The organism is Denitrobacterium detoxificans (assembly GCF_015062615.1).
GTDB classification, from domain to species: Bacteria; Actinomycetota; Coriobacteriia; order Coriobacteriales; family Eggerthellaceae; genus Denitrobacterium; species Denitrobacterium detoxificans_A.
Map to the genome: position 1 here is coordinate 455,925 of NZ_SUUH01000002.1, position 23,357 is coordinate 479,281.

The 23,357-nt window shown below is 59.6% G+C and carries 21 protein-coding genes; 16 read left to right on the top strand and 5 right to left on the bottom strand.

Annotation, left to right across the window (positions count from 1 at the left end):
* Positions 1-141 precede the first annotated feature (141 nt).
* From pyrR to carB, 5 genes are all read left to right on the top strand, one after another.
* On the top strand, positions 142-732 hold the full coding sequence (pyrR, locus tag E7002_RS04655) for a bifunctional pyr operon transcriptional regulator/uracil phosphoribosyltransferase PyrR (RefSeq protein ID WP_303727697.1): 591 nt from the start codon (positions 142-144) through the stop codon (positions 730-732).
* Positions 732-1,676 carry an aspartate carbamoyltransferase catalytic subunit gene (locus E7002_RS04660; RefSeq protein WP_066662681.1) on the top strand — a complete coding sequence of 315 codons (945 nt, stop codon included), beginning with the start codon at positions 732-734 and terminating at the stop codon, positions 1,674-1,676. The genes pyrR and E7002_RS04660 overlap by 1 nt, the downstream gene beginning before the upstream one ends.
* The gene (locus E7002_RS04665; protein ID WP_303727698.1) at positions 1,660-2,952 is read left to right on the top strand and encodes a dihydroorotase; all 1,293 of its coding nucleotides are present in this window, start codon (positions 1,660-1,662) and stop codon (positions 2,950-2,952) included. The genes E7002_RS04660 and E7002_RS04665 overlap by 17 nt, the downstream gene beginning before the upstream one ends.
* 282 nt (positions 2,953-3,234) lie before the next feature.
* Entirely contained in the window at positions 3,235-4,587 is a 1,353-nt protein-coding gene (carA, locus tag E7002_RS04670; RefSeq protein ID WP_303727699.1) for a glutamine-hydrolyzing carbamoyl-phosphate synthase small subunit, read from the top strand.
* A complete protein-coding gene (gene carB, locus E7002_RS04675; protein WP_303727700.1) occupies positions 4,580-7,798 on the top strand; it encodes a carbamoyl-phosphate synthase large subunit in 3,219 nt (1,072 codons plus the stop codon). The genes carA and carB overlap by 8 nt, the downstream gene beginning before the upstream one ends.
* A 206-nt stretch (positions 7,799-8,004) precedes the next feature.
* Here carB and E7002_RS04680 read toward each other — a convergent pair whose 3' ends face one another.
* The 4 genes from E7002_RS04680 to relB all read right to left on the bottom strand — a co-directional run bounded on the left by E7002_RS04680 (position 8,005) and on the right by relB (position 11,972).
* Complete coding sequence (locus E7002_RS04680; protein WP_303727701.1) at positions 8,005-10,257, bottom strand: FAD-dependent oxidoreductase; 2,253 nt, start codon at positions 10,255-10,257, stop codon at positions 8,005-8,007.
* Positions 10,258-10,453: 196 nt separating this feature from the next.
* A complete protein-coding gene (locus tag E7002_RS04685; protein WP_303727702.1) occupies positions 10,454-11,377 on the bottom strand; it encodes a LysR family transcriptional regulator in 924 nt (307 codons plus the stop codon).
* 99 nt (positions 11,378-11,476) lie between these two features.
* Positions 11,477-11,746: a type II toxin-antitoxin system RelE/ParE family toxin gene (locus tag E7002_RS04690; protein WP_303727703.1), complete on the bottom strand. Its 270-nt coding sequence runs from the start codon at positions 11,744-11,746 to the stop codon at positions 11,477-11,479.
* A gap of 1 nt (position 11,747) precedes the next feature.
* Complete coding sequence (gene relB / locus E7002_RS04695; protein WP_303727704.1) at positions 11,748-11,972, bottom strand: type II toxin-antitoxin system RelB family antitoxin; 225 nt, start codon at positions 11,970-11,972, stop codon at positions 11,748-11,750.
* Between the two features lie 266 nt (positions 11,973-12,238).
* On the opposite strand from relB, the gene E7002_RS04700 reads away from it, so the two are divergent.
* The 11 genes from E7002_RS04700 to holA all read left to right on the top strand — a co-directional run bounded on the left by E7002_RS04700 (position 12,239) and on the right by holA (position 22,354).
* Positions 12,239-12,766, top strand: coding sequence for a hypothetical protein (locus E7002_RS04700; RefSeq protein ID WP_303727705.1), 528 nt, complete (start codon positions 12,239-12,241; stop codon positions 12,764-12,766).
* A 439-nt stretch (positions 12,767-13,205) separates the two neighbouring features.
* A complete protein-coding gene (locus E7002_RS04705; RefSeq protein ID WP_303727706.1) occupies positions 13,206-14,003 on the top strand; it encodes a dihydroorotate dehydrogenase electron transfer subunit in 798 nt (265 codons plus the stop codon).
* Positions 14,003-14,920, top strand: coding sequence for a dihydroorotate dehydrogenase (locus E7002_RS04710; protein ID WP_303727707.1), 918 nt, complete (start codon positions 14,003-14,005; stop codon positions 14,918-14,920). Before E7002_RS04705 ends, E7002_RS04710 begins: the two co-directional genes overlap by 1 nt.
* Complete coding sequence (gene pyrF / locus E7002_RS04715; RefSeq protein ID WP_303727708.1) at positions 14,914-15,648, top strand: orotidine-5'-phosphate decarboxylase; 735 nt, start codon at positions 14,914-14,916, stop codon at positions 15,646-15,648. The genes E7002_RS04710 and pyrF overlap by 7 nt, the downstream gene beginning before the upstream one ends.
* A 151-nt stretch (positions 15,649-15,799) precedes the next feature.
* Positions 15,800-16,108: an integration host factor, actinobacterial type gene (mihF, locus tag E7002_RS04720; protein WP_066662647.1), complete on the top strand. Its 309-nt coding sequence runs from the start codon at positions 15,800-15,802 to the stop codon at positions 16,106-16,108.
* The gene (gmk, locus tag E7002_RS04725; protein WP_066662644.1) at positions 16,108-16,686 is read left to right on the top strand and encodes a guanylate kinase; all 579 of its coding nucleotides are present in this window, start codon (positions 16,108-16,110) and stop codon (positions 16,684-16,686) included. Before mihF ends, gmk begins: the two co-directional genes overlap by 1 nt.
* A gap of 5 nt (positions 16,687-16,691) precedes the next feature.
* The gene (locus E7002_RS04730) at positions 16,692-16,952 is read left to right on the top strand and encodes a DNA-directed RNA polymerase subunit omega (RefSeq protein WP_303727709.1); all 261 of its coding nucleotides are present in this window, start codon (positions 16,692-16,694) and stop codon (positions 16,950-16,952) included.
* 84 nt (positions 16,953-17,036) lie between these two features.
* Complete coding sequence (thiI, locus tag E7002_RS04735) at positions 17,037-18,248, top strand: tRNA uracil 4-sulfurtransferase ThiI (RefSeq protein ID WP_303727710.1); 1,212 nt, start codon at positions 17,037-17,039, stop codon at positions 18,246-18,248.
* 118 nt (positions 18,249-18,366) lie between these two features.
* The gene (locus E7002_RS04740; RefSeq protein ID WP_303727711.1) at positions 18,367-19,047 is read left to right on the top strand and encodes a ComEA family DNA-binding protein; all 681 of its coding nucleotides are present in this window, start codon (positions 18,367-18,369) and stop codon (positions 19,045-19,047) included.
* A 181-nt stretch (positions 19,048-19,228) separates the two neighbouring features.
* Positions 19,229-21,367 carry a DNA internalization-related competence protein ComEC/Rec2 gene (locus tag E7002_RS04745; protein WP_303727712.1) on the top strand — a complete coding sequence of 713 codons (2,139 nt, stop codon included), beginning with the start codon at positions 19,229-19,231 and terminating at the stop codon, positions 21,365-21,367.
* Between the two features lie 9 nt (positions 21,368-21,376).
* Positions 21,377-22,354, top strand: a complete 978-nt coding sequence (gene holA, locus E7002_RS04750) for a DNA polymerase III subunit delta (RefSeq protein ID WP_303727713.1) — start codon at positions 21,377-21,379, stop codon at positions 22,352-22,354.
* A gap of 496 nt (positions 22,355-22,850) precedes the next feature.
* On the opposite strand, the gene rpsT is transcribed toward holA, so the two are convergent.
* Positions 22,851-23,345, bottom strand: a complete 495-nt coding sequence (rpsT, locus tag E7002_RS04755) for a 30S ribosomal protein S20 (RefSeq protein WP_066662619.1) — start codon at positions 23,343-23,345, stop codon at positions 22,851-22,853.
* Positions 23,346-23,357: the final 12 nt, after the last annotated feature.

Genomic DNA, 23,357 nt, shown 5'->3' on the forward strand with positions numbered 1-23,357 from the left:
TGCAATCGTAAGCCTTTGTCTGTCGACGAAGGTTATTTTTATGCCTTCTGGCAGGCAAGATGCGCCCGCAAACCCGAAAGGGCGTTGCGCGGCGGGTGCACCAGGTCGCTTTGTACGCACTCATCTTCGAAAGGAGTGTGTATGAGCGGAAATGCGCAAGTGAAATCCGTGTGCATGGATGGCACGGAAATCGAGCGATCCCTTACGCGTATCGCCCACCAGATTCTGGAAGCCAATCATGGCGCGCAGAGCATCGCACTTGTTGGCATCGTCACCAGGGGAGACCTGCTGGCGAAGAAGCTGGTGAGCAAGATTCAGGAAATCGAGGGGGTGGAAGTTCCCTTCGGTCACCTCGACATTAGTTTCTATCGCGACGACTATCTCACGCATCTGGCTCCCGAGGTTCACGAGACCCGCATCCCGTTCAACATCGACGGCAAGGACATCATCCTCGTCGACGACGTGCTCTACACGGGCCGCACCATTCGCGCGGCGCTTGACGCCCTCATGGACCTGGGTCGTCCCAAGACGGTCCAGCTGGCCGTCCTGGTCGATCGCGGTCACCGCGAGCTTCCCATTCGCGCCGACTTCGTGGGCAAGAACGTGCCCTCTTCCTCCGACGAGAACGTTCGTCTGTTCCTGGAAGAAGTAGACGGAAAATCCGAAGTCGACATTCTGGATATCGAACCGGGCTCTCGCGCCGGTTCCGCCCCGCTGGGAGGTGGCAGGTAATGGCCTTCAACCATAAGCATCTCATCGACATCACGGAGTACTCCGCCGATGACATCATGCAGATTCTGGAAACCGCCGTTACGTTCATGGAAGTGAACGAGCGTAAGATCAAGAAGGTGCCCCTGCTGAAGGGCGTCACCGTTGTGAACATGTTCAACGAGCCCTCCACGCGCACCAAGTCCAGCTTCGAGCTGGCCGAAAAGCGCCTGTCGTGCGACGTCTTGAACTTTGGCGGCAAGAGCACGTCCGTCGTGAAGGGCGAAAGCCTGGTCGACACGTTGGAAACGCTCGACTCCTACAAGATCGACATGGTCATCGTACGCGACCGCCACGCTGGCGTGCCGCGTCTCATCAGCCAGCATACGCCCGCTGCCGTCATCGACGCCGGCGATGGCAAGCACCAGCATCCTACGCAGGCGCTGCTCGACCTGTTCAGCATCTGGCGTGCCAAGGGCAGCCTCGACAAGCTGCACGTGGGTATCGTGGGCGACATCGGCCACAGCCGCGTATGCGGTTCGCTTATCCCCGCGCTGAAGATCATGGGTGCGGAAGTCACCGTCATTGCCCCGAATACGCTGCTTCCTGCGCGTCCCGACGTGCTGGGCGCCGACCACGTAACGGCCAATCTGAACGAGGCGCTGCCGGAACTCGACGTGGTCTACATGCTGCGCATCCAGCGCGAGCGTCTGGAGGGTGCGCCGTATCCCAGCCTGCGTGAATACAACATGCTGTTCGGGCTCACGCGCGAGCGCGAGAAGTTCATGAAGCCCGACGCCATCGTGTGCCATCCTGGCCCCATCAATCGTGGCGTGGAACTCGATAGCTACATGGCCGACCATCCCGAGCGTTCGGTCATTCTTGATCAGGTGTACGCGGGTATTTGTACGCGCATGGCTGCGCTGTACCTGCTGTTGGGAGGGAGCGATAATGGCCTTTCTGCTTAAGAACGCACGCGTAGTCGACCCGCAGGTCGAACTCGACGAAGTCTGCGACATCCTTGTTGAGGACGGCAAGATTGCCCAGGTGGGCAAGGGCCTTTCTGCTGCCAACGCCGAAGAGATCGATTGCACGGGCAAGGTTGTCACGCCCGGTCTGGTAGACATCCACGTGCATCTGCGCGACCCAGGCCAGGAACAGAAGGAAGACATCGCCAGCGGCACCCGCGCCGCTGCGCATGGTGGCTTCACCGCCGTGGCTTGCATGCCCAACACCAAGCCCACCATCGACAATGCCATTACGGTTGAATACGTGCAGCGCATGGCCGAAAAGGTGGGGAAGTGCCGCGTTCACGTGGTGGGCTCCTGCACGCAGGGCCTGGCGGGCGAGACGCTCTCCGAAATGGGCGATATGGTGCGTCATGGCGCCGTTGCCTTCACCGACGACGGCCATGGTGTGCAGGGCGCGGGCATGATGCGCCGCGTCATGGATTACGCCAACCAGTTCGGCAAGGTTGTCATGTCCCACTGCCAGGACGAAGACCTGGTGGGCGACGGCGTAGTGAACGAGGGTGTGTGCAGCACGCGCCTGGGCATGCTCGGCTGGCCGGCTGAAGGCGAAGAGCTGCAGATCGCGCGCGATATCGCCCTGTGTCGCCTTACCGGCACGCCGCTGCACATCCAGCACATCACCACCGCGCGCGGTGTTGATCTGGTGCGCCAGGCGAAGGCCGAGGGCCTGCCCGTTACGGCCGAGGCCACGCCGCATCACCTGTTCCTGAACGAAGACGCCATCGACGATACGTATAACACGTACCTGAAGGTGAATCCGCCTCTGCGCACCGAGGAAGACCGTCTGGCCGTAACCGCCGGCGTGCTCGATGGCACCATCGACTGCATCGTCACCGATCATGCGCCCCACACCGACTGGGAAAAGGATTGCGAGTTCGCCATTGCCGCCTTCGGCATGACGGGCCTGGAAACCTCGCTGGGCCTGGTGCTCACGCAGCTGGTTCGCACGGGCGTTATGGATTACGCCCAGATGGTGCAGCTCATGGCCGTGAACCCGCGCAGCATCATCCAAGTCGACCCGGTTACCATTCAGGAAGGCTCCGTGGCCGACCTCACGGTCATCGACCCTGAAGTTGAATGGACGGTTTCCGTGGACGACTTCTGCAGTAAGGCGAAGAACTCCGGCTTCATCGGCGCTACGCTCACGGGCCGCGCTACCGACGTGTTCGTGGGCGGCGTGCCCACGTTGCGCGACGGCGTCATCGTGGAATAGCGCAAGCGCAGGTTGCTCGTCGCGTGCGAGCGCTCAGCATACGCATGGGAAAGGCACTGGCATGCCCTCGGGCGGTCGGTGCCTTTCTGCATAATCTAGACGTTCTATGAACGTGTACGCATGAACTCGGCACATCTATGCATATAGGCGTATACTTCCAAAAAGCCTTTAAGAGCGGTACAGAGAGACCGATAAGGTGCGCAAAACGAATCATATGGCCCCTTGGGCTTACTGCGCCTTGTCAGTTGACGGGGCGCATTTTTTGCGCCGGGAAGGAAAAGCATGAGCAAGATTTCAGACAAGCTCCTGGTTGGCACGTCGAAGCCCACGCGCGTGCCCGCGAAGCTGGCTCTTGCCGATGGCACCATTTGGGCGGGGTATTCCTGCGGTGCCACGGGCGAGGTGTTCGGCGAGGTGTGCTTCAATACCTCCATGACGGGGTACTTGGAAGTGGCCACCGATCCCAGCTATGCCGGCCAGATCGTCACCATGACGTATCCCCAGATTGGCAATTACGGTGTTTGCCCCGACGACGTGCAGCGCGATCATACGGCCCTGCGCGGCATGGTGGTGCGCGACATGTGCTACACGCCCAGCAACTGGCGATCCGCTGAATCTTTCCCCGCGTTCCTCGCGCGCAATGGCGTGGTGGGCATCGAGGGCATCGACACGCGTGCCCTGGTGCGCCATATCCGCAATGCGGGTGCCCAGATGGCTGTCCTTTCCACGGAAACCCTCGACGATGCGCAGCTGCTTGCCAAGCTGGCCGCTGCCCCGGCGTTCGTGGGCACCAACTACGTGGAACGGGAATCGTGCGACGAACCGCATGAGTACACGGCTGAAAACGTCCCCGCTGGCCATCAGTTTGCCTACGGCAAGGCGCCCGAGGCGAAGTACCATGTGGTCGCCTATGACTGCGGCATGAAGGATGGCATTCTGGAAAACCTGGTGCGCGTGGGCTGCCGTGTAACGGTGGTGCCGTGGAATACGCCTGCCGAGCAGGTGCTCGCCATGCATCCCAACGGCGTGTTCCTTTCGAATGGCCCGGGCGACCCCGACGCCGTGGAGGGTACGTATTCCCAGGTGGAAAAGCTGCTGGGCAAGGTACCGCTGTTCGGCATTTGCCTGGGTCACCAGATGCTTTCGAAGGCCTGTGGCTGCACGATCGAAAAGCTGAAGTTCGGTCATCGCGGCGGCAATCAGCCTGTCATGAACCTGCGCACGGGTCGCGTGGAGATCACCTCGCAGAACCATGGCTTCGGCATCGTGTATAGCAGCCTGGGCGAACTCGTCCCCGAAGAGTCGGGTGGCATTGCGCAGCACGCCGAAGACCTGCGCGCTTATGCGGAGGCCCATGTTGCTCCCGTCGTGCGCAACGAAAAGGTGGGTCGCGTGCAGCTCACGCATATCAACTTGAACGACGGCACGCCCGAGGGCATTGCATGCCTGGATATCCCCGCGTTCTCGGTGCAGTACCATCCCGAAGCCCAGTGTGGCCCCACCGACGCTCACTACCTGTTCGCCGCGTTCGTGCGCCTTATGGACGGTCGCAGCGATTACCTGGATATCGACATCGCTCAGGATCGTCTGGCCGGTTGGACGTTCGCGGAGCAGAAGGAGGCCCAGCATGCCTAAGCGCACCGACATCAAGCGCATCCTCGTTATCGGCAGCGGCCCCATCGTCATTGGCCAGGCGTGCGAGTTCGACTACTCGGGCACGCAGGCGTGCAAGGTGCTTGCCGAAGATGGCTACGAGGTTATCCTGGTCAACAGCAATCCCGCTACCATCATGACCGACCCGCAGCTTGCCGTGCGTACGTATGTGGAACCCATCACGGTGGAAGCCATTTCGCAGGTCATCGAAAAGGAGCGCCCCGACGCGCTGCTGCCCACGCTGGGTGGCCAGACGGGCCTGAACACGGCCGTCGACCTGGCAAAGGCCGGCATTCTCGACCAGTATGGCGTGGAAATGATTGGCTGCGATCTGCAGGCCATCGAACGTGGCGAAGACCGCAAGCAGTTCAACGAGTGCATGGAGAAGCTGGGCATCGAAACGGCGCGCAGCGGCTATGCCTACTCGGTGGAAGACGCCCTGGGCCTTGCAGCGGAAATCGGTTACCCGCTGGTACTGCGCCCCTCGTTCACGTTGGGCGGCGCTGGTGGCGGCATCGCGCACACCGAAGACGAGCTGCGCCTCATCGTGCGTCAGGGCTTGGAGCTTTCCCCTGCGGGCGAGGTGCTCGTGGAGGAGAGCATCGAGGGCTGGAAAGAGTTCGAGATGGAGGTCATGCGCGATAGCGATGGCAACGGCATCATCGTGTGCTCCATCGAGAACTTCGACGCCATGGGCGTTCATACGGGCGATAGCATTACCGTTGCCCCCGCTCAGACGCTTACCGACACCGAATACCAGCGCATGCGCGTGGCCAGCCTGGCCATCCTCGAGGAAATCGGCGTGGAAACGGGTGGCAGCAACGTGCAGTTCGCGCTGAACCCGGAAAACGGCCGCCTCATCGTCATCGAGATGAACCCCCGCGTATCGCGCTCTTCGGCGCTTGCCTCCAAGGCTACGGGTTTCCCCATCGCCAAGGCCGCAGCTCAGCTGGCTGTGGGCTACACGCTCAGCGAAATCACCAACGACATCACGAAGGTTACGCCCGCTTGCTTCGAGCCCTCCATCGACTACTGCGTCGTGAAGGTGCCGCGCTTCGCATTCGAGAAGTTCAAGGGCACCGACGATACTCTGTCCACGCGCATGAAGGCCGTGGGCGAGGTCATGGCCATTGGCCGTACGTTCGAGGAGTCCCTGGGCAAGGCCCTGCGTTCCCTGGAGAACGCGCATGCGGGCCTGGGCGCCGACGGTGTTTCCTTCGACGAGGAGAATTTCCGCGACCTGGTTACGCGTCCCACGGCCGACCGCATCTTCTACATGGCCGAGGCGCTGCGTCGTGGTTGGAGCGTGCAGGAAGTGTGCGAAGCCACGCGCATCGACCGCTTCTTCGTGGATCGCATGGCCGATATGGTGCGCATCCAGGAGAACCTGCGCGGCATGAGCCTGTACGATCTTGATGCCGACGCCATGCGCCTGCTGAAGCGCTCGGGTATTTCCGACGCGCAGATTGCGCACCTCACGAACACGCAGGAAATCACCGTGCGCGCGTTTCGTCGTGGCCTGGGCGTGGTTCCTAGCTTCAAGAAGGTCGATACCTGCGCCGCGGAATTTCACAGCGACACGGCGTACCACTACAAGACGTACGATAGCTGCGAGAGCGAAGTTGCGCCCAAGACGCGCAAGCGCGCGATGATTCTGGGCGCGGGCCCGAACCGCATTGGCCAGGGCATCGAGTTCGACTACTGCTGCGTGCACGCCAGCTATGCGCTGCACGACGCGGGCTACGAGACCATCATGGTGAACTGCAATCCCGAAACGGTCTCCACCGACTACGACACGTCCGACAAGCTGTACTTCGAGCCGCTCACGTACGAGGACGTCATGGACATCATCGACGTGGAGCAGCCCGATGGCGTGGTCGTCACGCTGGGCGGTCAGACGCCCCTGAAGCTTGCCCGCGCGCTGGAGGCGGCTGGTGTGAACGTCATGGGCACGAAGCCCGACGCCATCGACCTGGCGGAAGACCGCGACCGATTCAGCGCCATCCTCGATGAGCTGGGCATTACCTACCCGCGAGCCGGCATGGCCTCTACCTACGAGCAGGCCTGCCTGGTGGCGCGCGACATCGGATTCCCCCTGCTGGTTCGTCCCAGCTACGTGCTGGGCGGCCGCGGCATGGCCATCGTGTACGACCGCGAGCAGCTGGAAACCTACATGGAGCAGGCCGCGCGCATTTCGCCCGACCATCCCGTGTACCTCGATCGTTTCCTGGAAGATGCCGTGGAATGCGACGTTGACGTGCTGTGCGACGGCGAGCAGGTCTACATTGGCGGCATCCTGGAGCACATCGAGATGGCTGGCATTCACTCTGGCGACTCCGCGTGCTGCATTCCGCCGTTCACCTTCAGCGCCGCCATCCAGGAAAAGCTGCGCGACATCGCGCGTAGGCTTGCCCTGCGCCTGGGCGTTCGCGGTCTCATGAACGTGCAGTGCGCCATCAAGGACGCCGTAGTGTACGTCATCGAGGCGAACCCGCGCGCCAGCCGTACCGTGCCCTTCATCAGCAAGGCCACGGGCGTGCCGCTGGCCAAGTGCGCGGCACGCATTATGGCGGGCGAGACCATCGCTCAGATGAACCTGCCGGCCGACGACCGCAAGCTCGATCACTTCAGCGTGAAGGAAGCCGTTATGCCCTTCGGTCGCTTCCCAGGTGCCGACACGGTGCTGGGACCTGAAATGAAGTCGACGGGCGAGGTCATGGGCGTGGCCCGTACGTTCCCCGCGGCATACGCGAAGACGCAGACGGCCATTTCGTATCGCCTGCCCGAAGAGGGCAAGGTTTTTATCTCGGTGAACGACCGCGACAAGCGCAGCATCATCTCGCTGGCCCGCGACTTCGTGCGCCTGGGCTTCACGCTGCTGTCCACGGAAGGCACCGCGCAGGTGCTCGAGGCGTCGGGCGTGCCGGTGGAAGTGGTGCGCCGCGTAAGCCAGCCGTCGCCCAACATCGGCGACATGGTGTCGAATGGGGAAGTGGCCCTTATCGTGAACACGCCCTTCGGTCACGACACGCGCGACGATAGCTACTACCTGCGCCTGGAGGCCGTGCGTCACGGCGTCATGAACCTTACGAACCTGCCGGCTGCGCAGGCCATGGTGAGCGCCATGGAAAGCGCCCGCGCCCAGGCCCCGCGCGTCATCGCGCTGCAAGACCTGCCGCAGACGTACCTGTAAGGTTCGGTTAGCGCGCGTTCGCGTTTTGCCTGAGCGCCACAGCCCCGCGTCCATTCATGCGATGTGGGGCTGTTTTCTTTGCATAGATCCAGATTTCCAGACAAGCGCCGTTTAACGGCGCTCAACCACGAAAGGCAGCCCTTGGGCTGCCTTTCGCTGGGAGGGAATATCTCGGAGTTTTCTTGTCTTGGCTGGCGTAGCGCCAGTTAGATTGCTCGTGCTGCCAAATTGCCAGCCGCAATGGCCTCGGCGATGTTGAACGGCTTTTTGCAGTCGCCTACGGCTTGAACGTTCATGCCGCCAAGGGCGTCGGCCAGGCTTGTGTCGGGCAACATGTCCATGGCTTCGATTACCGTGTCGCATTCGAACGTCATATCCACGCCCGTATCGCAGCTAATGGTCACGCTACCATCGCCTACGCTCTTCACCTGGGCATTGGGCCATACGCGCACGCCGCGCGTGTAGAGCATGGGAATCACGAAGCCCTTGATGTGATCGCTTTGTCCACGGTCGAGCTTTTCGATGGGGTCGGGCGAGACGAATATCACTTCCTTGCCTTGTGAGAGCAGGCGCAGCGTGGTGTCCACCGCTTGCGCTCCCGTGCCCACGACGCAGACGTTCTGGCCAATATCGCTGGTCAGGAAGTCTTCGATGCTCACGATGTTCGTTTTGCCGCTGGCGGAAAGCCCCAGCGTGTCGCGCAGTCCGCCCGTTGCCACGATAACGGCATCGGGATTCTGCTGCTTCACAAATGCGGCGTCCACTTCCTGTCCGGTGACCACCTTTACGCCGCAGACTTTCATCTGGCGCTTGAAGTACTCCTTGTCGCGGCCGATGTTCTCATGCTGGCCCTTTACTGCTTCGGCGAAATCGAGCAGACCGCCGATGTCGCTCTTCTTTTCGTAGAGCGTGACCGTGTATCCGCGCAGTGCTGCGACGCGAGCGGCCTCCATGCCAGCGGGACCGCCACCTACGACCATTACATTCTTGCTCCCGCTACCTGCGGGGATGTCGGGTCCTTCGGGCATGACCTCGGTGAAGGCGCGCATGTGGCAGGCGTTCATGCGGCAGTGCTCGTAGAATACGCCGTCTTCGTCCAGATCGAAATGGCAGTGCAGGCATCGGTTGCAGGGTCGAATTTCGTCCGCGCGATTTTCCTTCAGTTTGTTGATGTACTCGGGGTCTACCATGAACGGGCGGTTCATCATGTAGAAGTCGGCCTTGCCTTCGTCCAGGGCGCCCACGAACATGTCGGGTGCATGGGCGGGGTCCATGAAGGTGACGCAGCCTACGGGAATGGATACCGCCTTGCGCATTTCGGCGGCTACGTCCAGCAGCATGCCGCAACCGGAGTGGTTGGCGATGAGCTTGCCCTGGAAGTGGCGCGAGAAGTCGAACATGTTGCCGTAGCCCGTTACGCCGTCGATGCCATAGCCCGTGAAGTACATGTCCGAAGCGAATTCGGCGGGATGATTGTTGAAGGGCCCCAAGCGCAGATGCAGGCTGTTAGCGCCCGCTTTCTCGAACAGCTTGCACATCTCAATGTTTTCCTCGAGCGTGGTAAGCGTGGAGTTGTTGCCTAGGTCGTAGTCGTTTTCTTCGATGACGTTGATGAGTACCTGCACGGGGAAATCGGCTCCGCATTCGCGTTTGATGCCCTCGATCATTTCGACGACAAAGCGCGCGCGATTTTCGAAGCTCTGCGGGCCGTACTCGTCGGAGCGCTTGTTGCGGTTGCGCGAGAGAAACGCCTGGCCGATGTTGTTGCCGGCTGCGTTGATCTCCACGGCGTCGAAGCCTTGTTCCTTCAGGAACTTTGCGGCGTCGATGAAGTCGCTTTGCACTGTGCGCACTTCTTCGAGCGTGAGATCGTCTGCCTCTGCGCATGCGAATTGCGGTGCGGTCGTGGCGTCGAACCCAGAAAAAGATGCGCCCATGAGCGAGAGCTGATATCCGCAGTACGCGCCCGCTTCGTGGATGGCGGCGGCTACTTTGTCCAGCTCCGCGTTTTCGCGCGTGCGCATCTTATATGCGGCGGGGTAGTGGGGAAGCAGGCTCGCATAGTCCTCCACGAACATGAGCTCCACGCCGCCTTTGGCCCAATGCGTGTATTCCGCGATGGTCATTTCAGTAGTCCACCAGGGCAGATAGGCCGATCCTGCGGCAGATTTCACCATGCGGTTGTTCAGCGTTAGGTTGCCGAACTTCCAGGACGTGAACAGGCTTGTCTGGTTCCAGTCCTTTACCGAATTGCTGCGGTAATCCCAGTCTTGCGGATTCAGCTGCGAGATAGCCTCTTGCGGGCTTACGTTGCTGGCGCCGCTTGCCTTGGCGGGTGCTTCGCTAGAGCCTTTTGGGCTAGCGCAGCTCGATAGGCCCAGCCCTGCGATTCCCGCACCCGCGGCGCTTAGGGCCGCTCCCTTGAAGAATGCGCGACGACTGACGTTGGTCTTCGTCATGACCTCCCCTTTCCTTGCGGATTTTGTCTGTCCCTCACAGACAGGTGCAAGGTATCGCGGGCGGGCGCAACTCGGAAGGAGCAATTGCTTGAGTGGGGAGCAAGCATGCGTTGCGTCCCCTTGCAACGTGGGGCGATATGCCTTCGCGAGTTCGTTTGTGCGTTATGGGTTCTTACTAAGTGGGGCCTCTCGCGTCTTATTGCGCCAGGGCGGCTCGGTGCTTTTCGGCGTGTGGTTGCGTGACGGGGAAGTGCGCGCAGATGGCATCGATGACCTGCTGCGTCGCATGCGCGTGCAAGCCCTCCTCGTAATACAGCCCTATGTTCCACGTGTGGTTGTGAAGCGGGAAGTCCACGATTTGAACCGATGCGCATCGGATGGCATCCACGCAGGTGGCAGGCACGAACGTGCAACCGCGACCGCGGCGCACTTCGTTCAGGATGATGTCGTAGTCGTTGTATTGCGTGTTCATGCGAAAGGGTAGTCCACGCTCTTCGAAGAGCGTTTCGACTTCGCGATCGTTGGGGAAGTCGTTTCCGAGCGCGAAGAATTCCAGGTGGGAAAGGTCTTCCAGGGTGGGTTCGCGCATGGAGCAATCCATGATTGCACGGGGGATGGCAACGTAGATGGGGAAGCGCGTGAGAATGCGCTCGCGCAGTCCCGCAGTGCTGCCGGGCGTCGAGCAGATGATCATGTCCAGTTCGTCTTCGCGCAGAAGGTCGACGCAGCGGTTCACGTAGTGCTTCTCGACCGTAATCTGGCAATAGGGGCATTCCTGTTCCAGCTGAAACAGGAAGTCGTCGGGCAGTGTGTCAATGATGCCGTCGGCGAATCCTATGCGCACGATGGGCTTCGACTCCAACAGCTGGTCGTCAGCTACCTGCACGAACGAGCGATAGCCCTGTACACAATCCAGAGCGGCGGGGTAGATGGCTAATGCTCGCTCGGTGGGGTGCACGCCGATTTCGTTGCGCTTGAACAGCGGATATCCCAGCGTGCGTTCCATGTTGCTCATCTGTTTGCTGAACGCTTGGCGTGAAACATGAGCCAGTTGCGCTGCCTTCGCAAATGAGCGATGCTCGCACGCAAGGCAAAACCATTCAATCTGGTTGATGTTCATATGTTCCTCCCTCGAGTGGAAGTATATATGAACGCATGGTGCGTGGGGTGGCTACGCGGCGATCGCATTTCGCTATGAATCACGGTTTTGATTGAATCCTTAGCGAGAATTGTATATGTTGCGCCGATGCCCAATCTCGATTGCAAGAACTATGAGCTCATCATCCCGGATTTCGCAGAGGACTCGGTAGTCGCCAATTCGATAGCGCCATTTTCCCGACTGGTTTGCTGTGAGCCCTTTCCCATGTGCGCGTGGATCTGCGCAGCCGTCGATGTTTTTCAGGAGCCACGCAATTATGATGCGTCGGACGCCCGGGTCCATTTTCGAAAGTTGCTTATCAGCTCGTTTTGAGAAGAGGAGCCTCCACATGCTACAGGTACTTTCGCGCGATTTCGCTTGCGGAAATAGTGGTGGGGTCGGCTTCGAATTCCGCTTTCGCCTCTTCCCAGGCCTTAAGATCGAGCTCGTCTTCGATGCGCTCGATTGCTGCCTTGCGCATGAATTCCGAAACGGAGGTCCCGAAGGCTTCGGCATAGTTGGAGATAAGCGCCTTTTCATCGCTTTCCAGACGAATTGTCATTGTGGTGCTTGCCATTTAGGCCTCCTTTCATCCTGTAAGACATTGTATTACAGGATATCGATATTCGGATGCGCGTATTGCAATCGTTCAGTATTTCGTAATGTTGGTATTTGGGAGCGAACGAAGATAGATGTTTTACGTCAAGTCCTCTACGACGCGCAACGCTACATGCTGGCTTTTGATTGCGCCTTCTCTCGCCGTATTGCTACCGCTCCGTTAATTGTTTCCATCTTGGTGCTATTTATAATGAATGCAAGGCAACATCCAGGTGAGGGGGACACATGAACGTCAAAGTCGTTTATTACTCTCAGTCGGGCAACACCGAGGCCATTGCCAATGAGATAGCCAGCGAGCTGGGCGTACCCGCGTACACAATAGATGAAATGCCGGCCGCCGCTCTCGATTGCGACGTGCTTTTCCTTGGGGGTGCGCCGTACTTGAATGCCCTCGCCAAAGAGCTTCGCGAGTATGCGAACGCCATTCCTGCTGGCAAGGTGGGACGCGTTGTACTCTTTACGACATCGGGCGTGTCACGTCGCACGATTCTTGCCCTTCGCAAGATTCTTCTTCGCAAGGGCATTCTCGTCGATTGCAAGCATTTCTTCGCTCCTGAATTTGCCATCGAGTCTCGCAAGCCGGCCGCTTGCGCCTTCGCGCTCAAGCACGTGAAGGAATCGAATTCCATCTGCTGTGGGACCGACGTAACGGCCGTTGCCGTCACTGCCGTCTCCATTGCAGTTGCAACGATTGCGGTTGCGGGGGCAACCGTTGCTGCCGTGTGTGCGGCGAAACGTTTTAAGAAGCGCTAACGTGCGCGAACAAGGAACGGGGGAGCGCATTTGCTCGTGCATCTCTGCGTGATGGCGCGAAATACCGTCGATTTGCGTGCGCTCGGCCCCGTTTCGGCAAAAATACGCTGCCGTATGTAAATAATTCGTCTTTCTGAACATTTCCGCCCCGAATGCGCGAGGGTCTCATTTCGGCGACCTGGGTAAATGCGATTCGAAGCCTTCGACTTGCTTGCTTTGAGCCGATTTTGGCCCCAGATTTTGTTCAGAACGGCAAATTTTTGCACTTTTGTTCTCCGTTTTTGCCAAGGCGCTTCCCGTCGGCGTCCGAGTGGGGGATTCGCGGCCTCTCGTTCATGCATTTCGCGTGCATTCCCTGTAGTCGCTTTAGCGCAGGCTAGCGCGCGAAGTGCGTGCGGTATCATGTGGGAAAATCCAACCCTGAACGAGAGGTATATCTATGTGTTGCGAAGACCGTAGCGGTCTCATTCACGAGCGGATAACCCTGCTCTCCAACGAGAAGGTGGGTCCCAGGCTTTTCGTGATGCGCGTTGAAAGCCCGCGCATTGCCCAGGCGCTTCTCCCCGGTCAGTTCACGCATGTGCGCATCCCGCAGATGGAATCGCACATCCTTCGCCGCCCCTTCAGCGTATACGAAACGTTTCCCGAAGAGGGCACCATGGACATCCTGTACCAAGTCGTGGGCTATGGCACGGAATTCCTCTCGAAGCTTCCCGCTGGCACGCAGCTCGATCAGATTGGCCCCATCGGCCGTCCTTGGGACGCTCCCGAAGGCGAAACGCGTGTGCTCGCCGTTGCGGGTGGCGCGGGTGCACCGGCTACGTTCATGCAGGTGAAGCGCTGCGTTGAAGCGGGCATTCCCGTAGACGTGGTCCTGGGCGCGCAAAATGCCAACGCCCTGGTTACGCGCGAGCGCTATGCCGCGCTGCTTGGCGCCGACCCGGTTTGCGCCACCGACGATGGCTCGTATGGCTTCAAGGGCTTCGCGACCATCCCGGCAGCCGAGCTCATGCAGGAGAACGAATACAGCCGCGTCATCACGTGCGGTCCGGAACCGCTTATGCGCGCGGTGGCCAACAGTGCTGCCGAGGCTGGCATTGCCTGTCAGGTTTCCATGGAGCGTCGCATGGCATGCGGCGTAGGCGCCTGCCTTTCCTGCGTGGTGGAAACCGTGCAGGGTAAGAAGCGCGCGTGCGTCGACGGTCCCATTTTCGAAGCTGATCAGGTGGTGTGGTAATGACGCAGGTGAACATGGCCGTCAATCTGGGCGGCTTGGAAATGAAGAACCCCGTTACCGTGGCTTCGGGCACCTATGCCGCTGGCCGCGAGTATAACGATTTCGTGCCCGTCGAGATGCTGGGCGCAGTCACCACGAAGGGCGTATCGCTGAACGGCTGGGAGGGCAACGCAAGCCCTCGCATTGCCGAAACGCCTTCTGGCATGCTGAATTCCATCGGCCTGCAGAATCCTGGCGTGGCCGTGCTGAAGGAAAAGGACCTTTCGTGGCTCGAAGGGCGTGACGTACCCGTCATCGTGAACGTCTCTGGTCACAGCTTCGAGGAATACGTGCAGGTCATCGAAGCGCTCGACGACGATGATCGCGTGAGCGCCTACGAGGTGAACATCAGCTGCCCCAATGTCGATTCGGGCGGCATGACGTTTGGCACGCACGTACCCAGCGTGGAAAAGATCGTGGGCCTGTGCCGCGAAGCCACGAAGAAGCCCATGATCGTGAAGCTTTCCCCGAACGTTACCGACATCACGGAAATCGCCCGCGCGGCCGAAGCCTCGGGTGCCGACGCCCTGTCGCTCATTAATACGCTTTTGGGCATGGCCATCGACGCGCGTACCCGCAAGCCCGTGCTCGCCCGCGTGGTAGGCGGCCTTTCCGGCCCGGCCGTGAAGCCCGTTGCCCTGTGCATGGTATGGCAGGTGCACAACGCCGTGAACGTGCCCATCTTGGGTATGGGTGGCATCATGAACGGCACCGACGCCGTGGAATTCATGCTCGCGGGTGCTACCGCCGTTTCCGTGGGCACCGCCAACTTCGTAAACCCCCTCGCCACGCGCGAGGTCATCGAGGGTATTCGAGCATACTGTGAAGAGCAGGGCGTAACCGACGTGAACGAGCTGGTAGGAGGTCTGCAATGCTAGAGAATTGGAAAGACGAAGCTCCGCGCGACCGCATTATCGTCGCGCTCGACTGCGACCGCGCCCGTGCGCTCGATTTGGCCGACATGCTTTCCGGCCATGCGGCATGGCTGAAAATCGGCATGACGCTGTTCTATAAACTGGGCCCCCAGATCGTCTACGAGCTGAAAGAACGCGGCTTCAAGATCTTCCTCGACCTGAAGTTCCATGACATTCCGCATCAGGTGCGCGGCGCCGCTTCGTCCGCTACGCACAATGGCGCCGACATGCTCACCATGCACGCCGTGGGTGGTCTTCCCATGATGCAGGCCGCCGTCGAAGGCGCGCGCACGGCTGCGAGCGACTTTGGCATTCCCGAGCCCGTCACGCTGGGCATCACGGTGCTTACGAGCATGGATGCCGAAACCCTGGCAACCACGGGCGTGACCCGTTCGGTGGAAGAGCAGGTTCGTGCGCTGGCTTCCATGGCCAAGGAAGCTGTACTTTCGGGCGTTGTGGCCTCGCCGCTCGAGGCCCCCATCCTGCGTGAGCTGCTTGGACCCAACGCGTTTATCGTCACACCTGGCGTACGTCCCACCTGGGCTTCTAAGGGCGACCAGTCGCGCGTTACCACGCCTGCCATGGCGTTTGAAAATGGCGCATCGCACCTGGTCATCGGTCGTCCTATCACGGAAGCCGACGATCCCGTGGCCGCTTTCGAGCGCATCGTTTCCGAGCTTGAAGAGGCGTAAAATCCATCGAATTTACGGTTGTTTTTGTCCGCTCAACGGCCGCTTGAGCGGACTAAATCCTAAAAATGCTGGTCATAACCATTGTTTTGTATTAGGATATCCACAACGGCACGGAAGTGCATAACCTAAAGCGAGACAAGGAGATCTGAAGATGGCAATTCCTCAGCTCACCCCAGAAGAGCGCAAGGCTGCTCTCGAGAAGGCAAAAGCTGCTCGTATCAAGCGCGCGGAGGTCCGCGATCAGCTCAAATCTGGCGAACTCACGCTGGCCGATGTCCTGAAGCAGAAGGACGATCCGGTAATTGGCCGCATGAAGGTTTCCACGCTCATCGAAACGCTTCCCGGCTATGGCAAGGCCAAGGCCGAAAAGGTTATGAACGAGCTTCATATCGCTGAAAGCCGCCGTCTGCGTGGCCTGGGCGAGCGTCAGGAAGCCGCTCTGCTGGAGCGCCTGGCCTAGTGGCGCGCCAGGGCAATCTGTACGTCATATCCGGGCCATCGGGTGCAGGTAAAGGCACCCTGGTGGCCCGGCTTCTTGAGCGGGTACCCGATGCATGGGTATCCGTTTCTGCTACCACGCGCGCGCCGCGCGCGGGCGAGGTCGATGGCGTTCAGTACTACTTCATGACCGATGGTCAGTTCGACGACCTTGTAGCGCAAGACGGCTTTCTGGAGTGGGCAAACGTTCATACTGCCAAGTATGGCACGCCGCGCGCCAGCGTTGAGGAGCATATCGCCGCGGGCGAACAGGTCATCTTGGAAATCGACGTCCAGGGTGGCTTCCAGGTGAAGGAAAAGTTCCCGTCGTGCCACCTCGTTTTCATCGAGCCGCCTTCCATGGAAATCCTTCTGGAACGCCTTCGCGGTCGAGGAACGGAACCAGAAGATGTGATTGCTGCGCGAATGAAGGTCGCACAGGTGGAGCTTCAGCAAAAAATGAAGTATGATTACACGGTTGTAAATGACGACCTTGAAGAGGCTACGCAAAAGCTCGTTGCCTATATCGAGGATCAGGCAACCGGTAATTACGAAGGATAGTACGAATGAGTCTTATCGAACCCAAGATCGACAAACTGCTCGAGGAAACGGAAAACGACCGCTTCTTGCTGTGCGCCGTCGCTTCGCATCGCGCGCACGACATCAACGATATGCTTCGTGGCCAGCGCGAACGCGCTATTCAGCTGCAGACCGCCGTGGAAATCGCCCGCGCTTCCAACAAGAAGCCGCTTTCCATTGCATTTGGTGAAATTGCCAAGGAAGACGTGTCGTACGATCCCAGCACCATCGACGCAAAAACGCACTAAACGCGTAGGTATAGCTTCATCTGGCGCCCGCTTGCTTAGAGGCTTGCGGGCGCCTTTTGCGCATTGTTCACTTGGAAGGTAGTCATGGAACTGCAACGCATTTGCCTCGTGCATTATCACGAAATCGGCCTGAAGGGCCACAATCGCACGTCGTTTGAGAATCGCCTGCTCAAGAATATCGAAGCGCTGCTTTCGGCGTATCCCATCGTAACTATTCGCCGCATTTCCGGACGCTTGTGCGTATTCATCAAGGAAGGCACCAGCTACGAAATCGCGTGCGAAATCGAAGATGCCATCGCGGGTGTTCCCGGTGTGGCGCGCGTGTCGTGCGGTTATAAGTGCGACCGCGAGATGGACATCATGAGCGAAGCGGCCCGCATGGCACTGGCCGAGGTAGGCGATTTCTACACGTTCAAGGTGGCCTCGCGTCGCAACCATACCGACTTCGATATTCCCTCCATGGAGATCAGCCGTTTGGTTGGTTCCTATCTGTGCGAGCATTTCCCCGAAAAGAAGGTTCGCATGAAGGATCCCGACGTGAAGGTGGGCGTCGAGGTCATCCAGGGTAATGCTTACGTGTATGCGCGCTCCGTGCGTGGCGTGGGCGGTCTGCCCGTGGGTTCCAGTGGGCGCGTGATCACCATGCTTTCCAGCGGCATCGATTCTCCGGTGGCTACGTGGCGCATGGCACGCCGCGGCGCCATTCCCATCGCGGTTCACTTCAGCGGCCGTCCGCAGACCTCTTCTACCAGCGAATTTCTGGTTGATGACATCTGCCATGTGCTCGAGCGCACGGGCTGCATTGCGCGATGCTACATCGTTCCGTTTGGCGACTATCAGCGCGAGATCGCCCTGGGCGCTCCGCCCGAGCTGCGCGTCATCCTGTATCGTCGCCTGATGTTCAAGGTTGCGCAGCGCATTGCCCAGCAGGAGGGTGCGAAGGCCATTGCAACGGGCGAAAGTCTTGGTCAGGTGGCTAGCCAGACCATCGACAACATCTTCGTCACCGACGCTGCGGTGAACATGCCCGTGTTCCGCCCGCTCATCGGCAGCGACAAGCAGGAAATCATCGCCGACGCCCAGCAGCTGGGCTCCTTCGAGATTTCCAGCCAGGACGCCCCCGACTGCTGCACGCTGTTCATGCCGCGCAATCCCGAAACGCATGCCAAGCTGGAAGACGCGCTGGCTGCCGAAGAGCAGTTCCCGCTGGAAGAGTGGATCGACTCCATCATGGAAGCCGTCGAGGTTCACGACTATGCGTGCCCTTCGTATAAGAAGCGCCGCCGCAAGGAATAGGGCTTCTGCAAGAATTGCGCAATGGTCGCGCCATCCTTTCGCGAGGGTGGCGCGACTTTTCTTTGCTCGCGCGGCGAGTGCGTACACGTAGGCTGGGCGTAGACCGAAAGGATGCGCCATGCCCTTCATAGACCCTTCCGAACAGCTTTCCGAGAAACTACACGTAGGAGAATGCAGCGTACCCATGCTCGTTGGCATCGTGGCGCTTGTGGTGCTCGTTATTGGCCTGGTGGTTTTCAACGTTGCCCATGCCATGGCGGGCGACCCGTTTAGCGTATCGTCTGCCTCTGCGAGTCAGGAGGCGTCTGTAGGCGAATCTGAGAGCGAAACGCCTGCCAAGTCGGAAGAGGCGCCGCGGGTAGTCGTGTACGTTTCCGGATGCGTGGTTTCGCCGGGCGTGTACGACTTTCCCGAGGGCACGCGCGTGGCGGCCTGCATAGACGCTGCTGGTGGCTTTACCGATGAGGCGAATCGCGAAGCGCTGAATCTTGCGCGCGTGGTGCAAGATGGCGAACAGCTTCTCGTGCCGGCCGCAAGCGCGCAGGATGCCCCTTCTGGGGCGTCTGACGCATCCTCTTCGGCACCTTCGGCTTCGGGTGCAGTAGGTGGCCTCGTCAACATCAATACTGCCTCTGCCGCCGAGTTGGAAACCCTTTCAGGCGTGGGTGCCTCAACGGCGAAGAAGATCGTGGCGAATAGGGAAGAGGAAGGCCCCTTCAAATCGAAGGAGGACCTGAAGCGCGTTCCGGGCATTGGCGAGAAGAAGTATGCCTCCCTTGCAGACAGCATTTGCGTATGAACAGGTAGATCCAACGCCCGAGCGCCCAGCCATCCAGGCATTGCTTCTGGTGGCGTTAACGCTTTGGCCGTGCTTGGCCGCATTGCAGGCATGCGTGATCCAAGCGACTGGCGCGGTTGCTCCCCTCGTGTGCTGTGGGGTGGTGATAGCCTTTGCGTCGTTAGTCTGCTTGGCATTTCGCGTGGTGCGGCGCATTGCGCTCTGCGGCTTGGGTGCGGCACTTGCCTTGCTCCTGTTCGTTGGCCAATCGGTTGCCTACGATGCCTCCTTGGTCCAGCTGGAAAGCGAGCAGGCGGGCTCGTATACGGTGCGCATTCTGTCCGATGCTACGGCGGGTCAGTTCGGCGAGTCCGCTGTGGGCGAAACGCAATTGTCGTCTGGCGCTACGGTTCGCGTTCGGCTGAACCTACCGCAGGATGAGACGGTTCGATGCTGGGATGTCGTATGCGTGCATGGGGCGCTTAAACCCCCATCCGAAAACGCTGCGGTCCAGTTCAGGCAAAAGGGGCTTGTCGGCTCGCTTACCGCGAAGACGTTGGAACGGGTGGAAGTTCCCGGGGCGCTGGCGGCTATTTCAGAATTCAGGGAGCGTTGTGCTTCCGCTATCAGGGCGTGCTCAGGCGAACATACGCATGATGGGGCTGCGCTGCTAAGTGCTGTCTTGCTTGGCGAGCGCGATGAGCTGCAGGCAAGTGACCTGTACGGTTGCGTAAAGTCGTGCGGATTGGCGCACATCGTTGCGGTGTCTGGCTCTCATTTGGCCATCCTCATGGCGTTGCTGCTCTATGTTTTGAAGCGGCTCCACGTTCGCCGCGCACTCGTCATTGCGATATGCCTGCTGTTTATGGTTGCGTACGTCCTGTTCACGGGCGTTCCCATTTCGGCTTTGCGCGCCATGTTCATGACGTCGGCCATGCTGCTTTCGTATATCGCACGACGACGTGGCGCCTCGCAGACGGCGCTTGCGCTCTGCATCATCGTGATGCTCTCGCTTGACCCATCTGTCGCCTTGCAGGTATCGTTTTCCCTGTCCACGCTGGCGACGCTTGGCATCGTGCTGTTTTCCGCCTACCTGTCGCGTTGGTTCGCCGTTCTATTTCGCGGGCGTGTGCGCTTTGCATCCGACACGCTGGCGCTCACCTTTGCGGCGAGCGCATTCACCATTCCCGTTTCAGCGTCGCTCTTTGCGCAGCTCTCCTTAGTGTCGCCTTTAGCGAACGTTATCGTGGGTCCTTTATTTGGCATACTGTGCGGTGGTGGTCTTCTGGCGACGTGCTTGGCTGTTGCGCTTCCCGTGCTTGGCCAGACGGTTTTATGGGCCGTTACGTTGTTTGCCCAGTTCGTTTGCGTGCTCATTCGCCTTTGTTCATGCGTTCCCTTTGCTTGCGTTCCCGCGTCGGGCTCGCTTCCGTTTTTGCTTGGTGCGAGCGTTCTGGGTGCCATCGTGCTCTATGTTGCCTGGCCCCAGCCGACCGTTCGTCGTGCTTGGTGCGGCCTTGCGCTGGGCACGTGTGCGTTTCTTGCTGCACTGTTTCTGCCCGGCTTCTTTCATGGCGACGAGATCATCATGCTCGACGTGGGGCAGGGGGATGCCGTTGTCCTGCGCAGCGGTTCGCACGCGTTGCTCATCGATACGGGAACGCATGATGCGCAGGTTCTTGCGGGCTTGGCGCGTCACGACATTCGCTCGCTCGACGCGGTGCTCATCACCCATGCCGATGACGATCATTGCGGTTCGCTCTCGGCCGTTCTGCAGGCGATGCCCGTAGGAACGGTATGCGTTGCGGATGATTTGCCCACGTGTTCTAACGACAATTGCCAAAGGCTCATGCAGGTCATAGGCCAAACGCCCGTCACGTCGTTGTCTACGGGGGACGTGATTTCCGTGGGGCATTTCTCGCTGCGCGTTCTGTCGCCCGCTTCCTTCGCCGATGACGGAGGTAATCAGGATAGCCTTGTCTGCCTGGGGTCATGTGATGCGAATGGCGATGGGGAAGTGGATGCTCGAGCGTTGTTCACGGGCGATGCCGAAAGCGAGGTGCTTGATGGCTTGAACGATGCGCATGCGCTGTGCGATGTCGACATCCTAAAGGTCCCTCACCATGGCTCTCGTGCGGGGCTCAACGAGGCGCTCGTGCGTACCTTGCGCCCCGAAGTGGCGCTCATTGGCGTGGGTGCGGGCAATCGCTATGGGCATCCTACGAGTGAGGCGCTCGGCTTGCTTGAATCGTCCGGGGCGGTTGTTTTTCGCACTGATATGAACTCAGATGTTGTGTGTGCTGTCTCGCCGCGGGGTGTCACCGTAGCGCCGAACAGGTAGAATGGGACCATGGCTGAAAAGAACGAACAGGGGCTGCTCCCCGCATATCTGGTTACCGGTGCCGACGAACTGAAGCGCGAGACGGTCGTCAAGCGCTTGCGTCAGCGCGTCGCGAAGGAAGGCGACCTGGAGTTCAACTCCGATGCCTTCTCTGGCGAATCCGACGCGGGCGAGGCCATCGTGGCTGCATGCAATACGCTCCCGTTTGCCAGCAACGTTCGCCTGGTGCTCGTTACGAGCGTCGAAAAGCTCAAGAAGCCCGATCAGGAAGAGCTTGTGCAGTACCTTTCCGAGCCGTGCGCCACTACGGTACTCTGCCTGGTGTCTGCGGGCTTGGCGAAGAACACACGCCTGTACAAGGCTGCTGCCAAGGTGGGCAAGCAGGCCGTTATCGATTGCACGCCCCCCAAGCATGCCGAGCTTCCCGCAAAAGTCCGTGGCATGGCGACTGCGCACGGGGTTACCATTACCCAGGCTGCGGCCAATACGCTCGTTGAGCTCGTGGGCGACAATACCGTTCAGCTCGACTCTCAGTTGCAGAAGCTTGCGTTGGCGCATCGCGGGAGTGACCCCATCAACGAGACGGAAGTTCTGAATATGGTCAGCCGCACGGCGGAAATGAAGCCGTGGGATTTCACCGATGCATTTTCCGAGCGCAATTTGAAGAAGTGCCTGCTCGTGCGTTCGCGCATGGAGAGCATGACGCCGTATGCGCTCATGGCCATGTGCATTACGCGCGTTCGCGAGCTCATGATTGCCCGTGCGCTTCTTCAGCGTGGTCGCATCAACGACCTTCCGGGCGTTTTGCATGCTCCCGCTTGGCGCGTGAAGCGTCATGCCATGTGGGCGCGTAGCTTCACGTCGGAAGAGCTGCATCAGGCGCTTATCGGCGCCCGCGATGCCGAAGCTGCCATGAAGAGCGGCTCCGACCCCGAACTCGTCTTCCAGAATTGGGTCATCTCGGTCGTCGAGCGTTCCGCGAAATAGCGCAGCACGAACCCTAGCCTTTCTCGCATTTCCGCTACAGCTTCGCGCCTATTCCCGCATCGTGCTTTGTCGGATTGAGGCCTTTGCGGCAGATGCGCGGTTCCAAAAACGAAAATGAGCAAAATCGAGCCTCGTTTTTGAAAAAATGTAACGGTTTACACGTTCTTCGACCTGTTATTGGGCTTTTTGACGGGGCGTACGGAGGTAAGCTGCGTCCCAGCCTAGCATTTCCCCAGGTCGTGATTTTTCCTGTGGGGGATTAGATGCCATCAAGCGTGTAAACCGCGACATTTCTTACATTTTGCCGTCCGAATTTGTCCAAAAGGCTGGCAATCGGACCTTGGATGCTCTTTGGTCTGGTCTGGCCTTTCATTTTCCGCTTCCCGCGTCGGCCTTCGCGGTAGCGCAACGTCCCCCAGACAACAGAAAAGCCGCTCGATGAGCGGCTTTTCCCACTTGATATGCGAACGAATCCGATCGCTATGAGCAGTTTACCTTATTCGGCAGACTCTTCAGCTTCGGCAGCCTCTTCAGCGGCAGCAGCTTCGGCCTTCTTCTTGGCAGCAGCGGCTTCAGCCTTCTGGGTGGCCTTGCGGTTCTTTTCCTTGATCTTGGCGGCTTCTTCCAGAGCAGCGATCTTGGCGGCCTTGGCAGCAGCCTTCTTCGTGCCGCCCTTGGCTACGGGAGCCTTCTTTTCGGGGGCCTTGTAGTTCTTGCGATCCTCTTCGGTGGCAACCGTGTTGGCGAGCTTCATGATGCCGCTCTTGCGGTTGGCAGCCTGGTTCTTGTGGATGACACCCTTGGAAACGGCGCGGTCCATCATCTTGCAAGCGTAATGAGCGGCTTCGATGGCCTTGGGGCCGTCCTGCGCAGCAACAGCGTCCTTGACGGCGCGAGTTGCGGTCTTCAGCTCGGAACGGATAGCGCGGTTGCGCATACGAGCTTTCTCGTTGGTAATGATTCGCTTCTTCTGGCTTTTGATGTTCGCCACGTCTGTATCCTC

Excerpts from the sequence above, each read along its gene's own strand:
- pyrR (WP_303727697.1), top strand. The coding sequence starts at position 142 with ATGAGCGGAAATGCGCAAGTGAAATCCGTGTGCATGGATGGCACGGAA.
- E7002_RS04660 (WP_066662681.1), top strand. The coding sequence starts at position 732 with ATGGCCTTCAACCATAAGCATCTCATCGACATCACGGAGTACTCCGCC.
- E7002_RS04665 (WP_303727698.1), top strand. The coding sequence starts at position 1,660 with ATGGCCTTTCTGCTTAAGAACGCACGCGTAGTCGACCCGCAGGTCGAA.
- carA (WP_303727699.1), top strand. The coding sequence starts at position 3,235 with ATGAGCAAGATTTCAGACAAGCTCCTGGTTGGCACGTCGAAGCCCACG.
- carB (WP_303727700.1), top strand. The coding sequence starts at position 4,580 with ATGCCTAAGCGCACCGACATCAAGCGCATCCTCGTTATCGGCAGCGGC.
- E7002_RS04680 (WP_303727701.1), bottom strand. The coding sequence starts at position 10,257 with ATGACGAAGACCAACGTCAGTCGTCGCGCATTCTTCAAGGGAGCGGCC.
- E7002_RS04685 (WP_303727702.1), bottom strand. The coding sequence starts at position 11,377 with ATGAACATCAACCAGATTGAATGGTTTTGCCTTGCGTGCGAGCATCGC.
- E7002_RS04690 (WP_303727703.1), bottom strand. The coding sequence starts at position 11,746 with ATGTGGAGGCTCCTCTTCTCAAAACGAGCTGATAAGCAACTTTCGAAA.
- relB (WP_303727704.1), bottom strand. The coding sequence starts at position 11,972 with ATGGCAAGCACCACAATGACAATTCGTCTGGAAAGCGATGAAAAGGCG.
- E7002_RS04700 (WP_303727705.1), top strand. The coding sequence starts at position 12,239 with ATGAACGTCAAAGTCGTTTATTACTCTCAGTCGGGCAACACCGAGGCC.
- E7002_RS04705 (WP_303727706.1), top strand. The coding sequence starts at position 13,206 with ATGTGTTGCGAAGACCGTAGCGGTCTCATTCACGAGCGGATAACCCTG.
- E7002_RS04710 (WP_303727707.1), top strand. The coding sequence starts at position 14,003 with ATGACGCAGGTGAACATGGCCGTCAATCTGGGCGGCTTGGAAATGAAG.
- pyrF (WP_303727708.1), top strand. The coding sequence starts at position 14,914 with ATGCTAGAGAATTGGAAAGACGAAGCTCCGCGCGACCGCATTATCGTC.
- mihF (WP_066662647.1), top strand. The coding sequence starts at position 15,800 with ATGGCAATTCCTCAGCTCACCCCAGAAGAGCGCAAGGCTGCTCTCGAG.
- E7002_RS04730 (WP_303727709.1), top strand. The coding sequence starts at position 16,692 with ATGAGTCTTATCGAACCCAAGATCGACAAACTGCTCGAGGAAACGGAA.
- thiI (WP_303727710.1), top strand. The coding sequence starts at position 17,037 with ATGGAACTGCAACGCATTTGCCTCGTGCATTATCACGAAATCGGCCTG.
- E7002_RS04740 (WP_303727711.1), top strand. The coding sequence starts at position 18,367 with ATGCCCTTCATAGACCCTTCCGAACAGCTTTCCGAGAAACTACACGTA.
- holA (WP_303727713.1), top strand. The coding sequence starts at position 21,377 with ATGGCTGAAAAGAACGAACAGGGGCTGCTCCCCGCATATCTGGTTACC.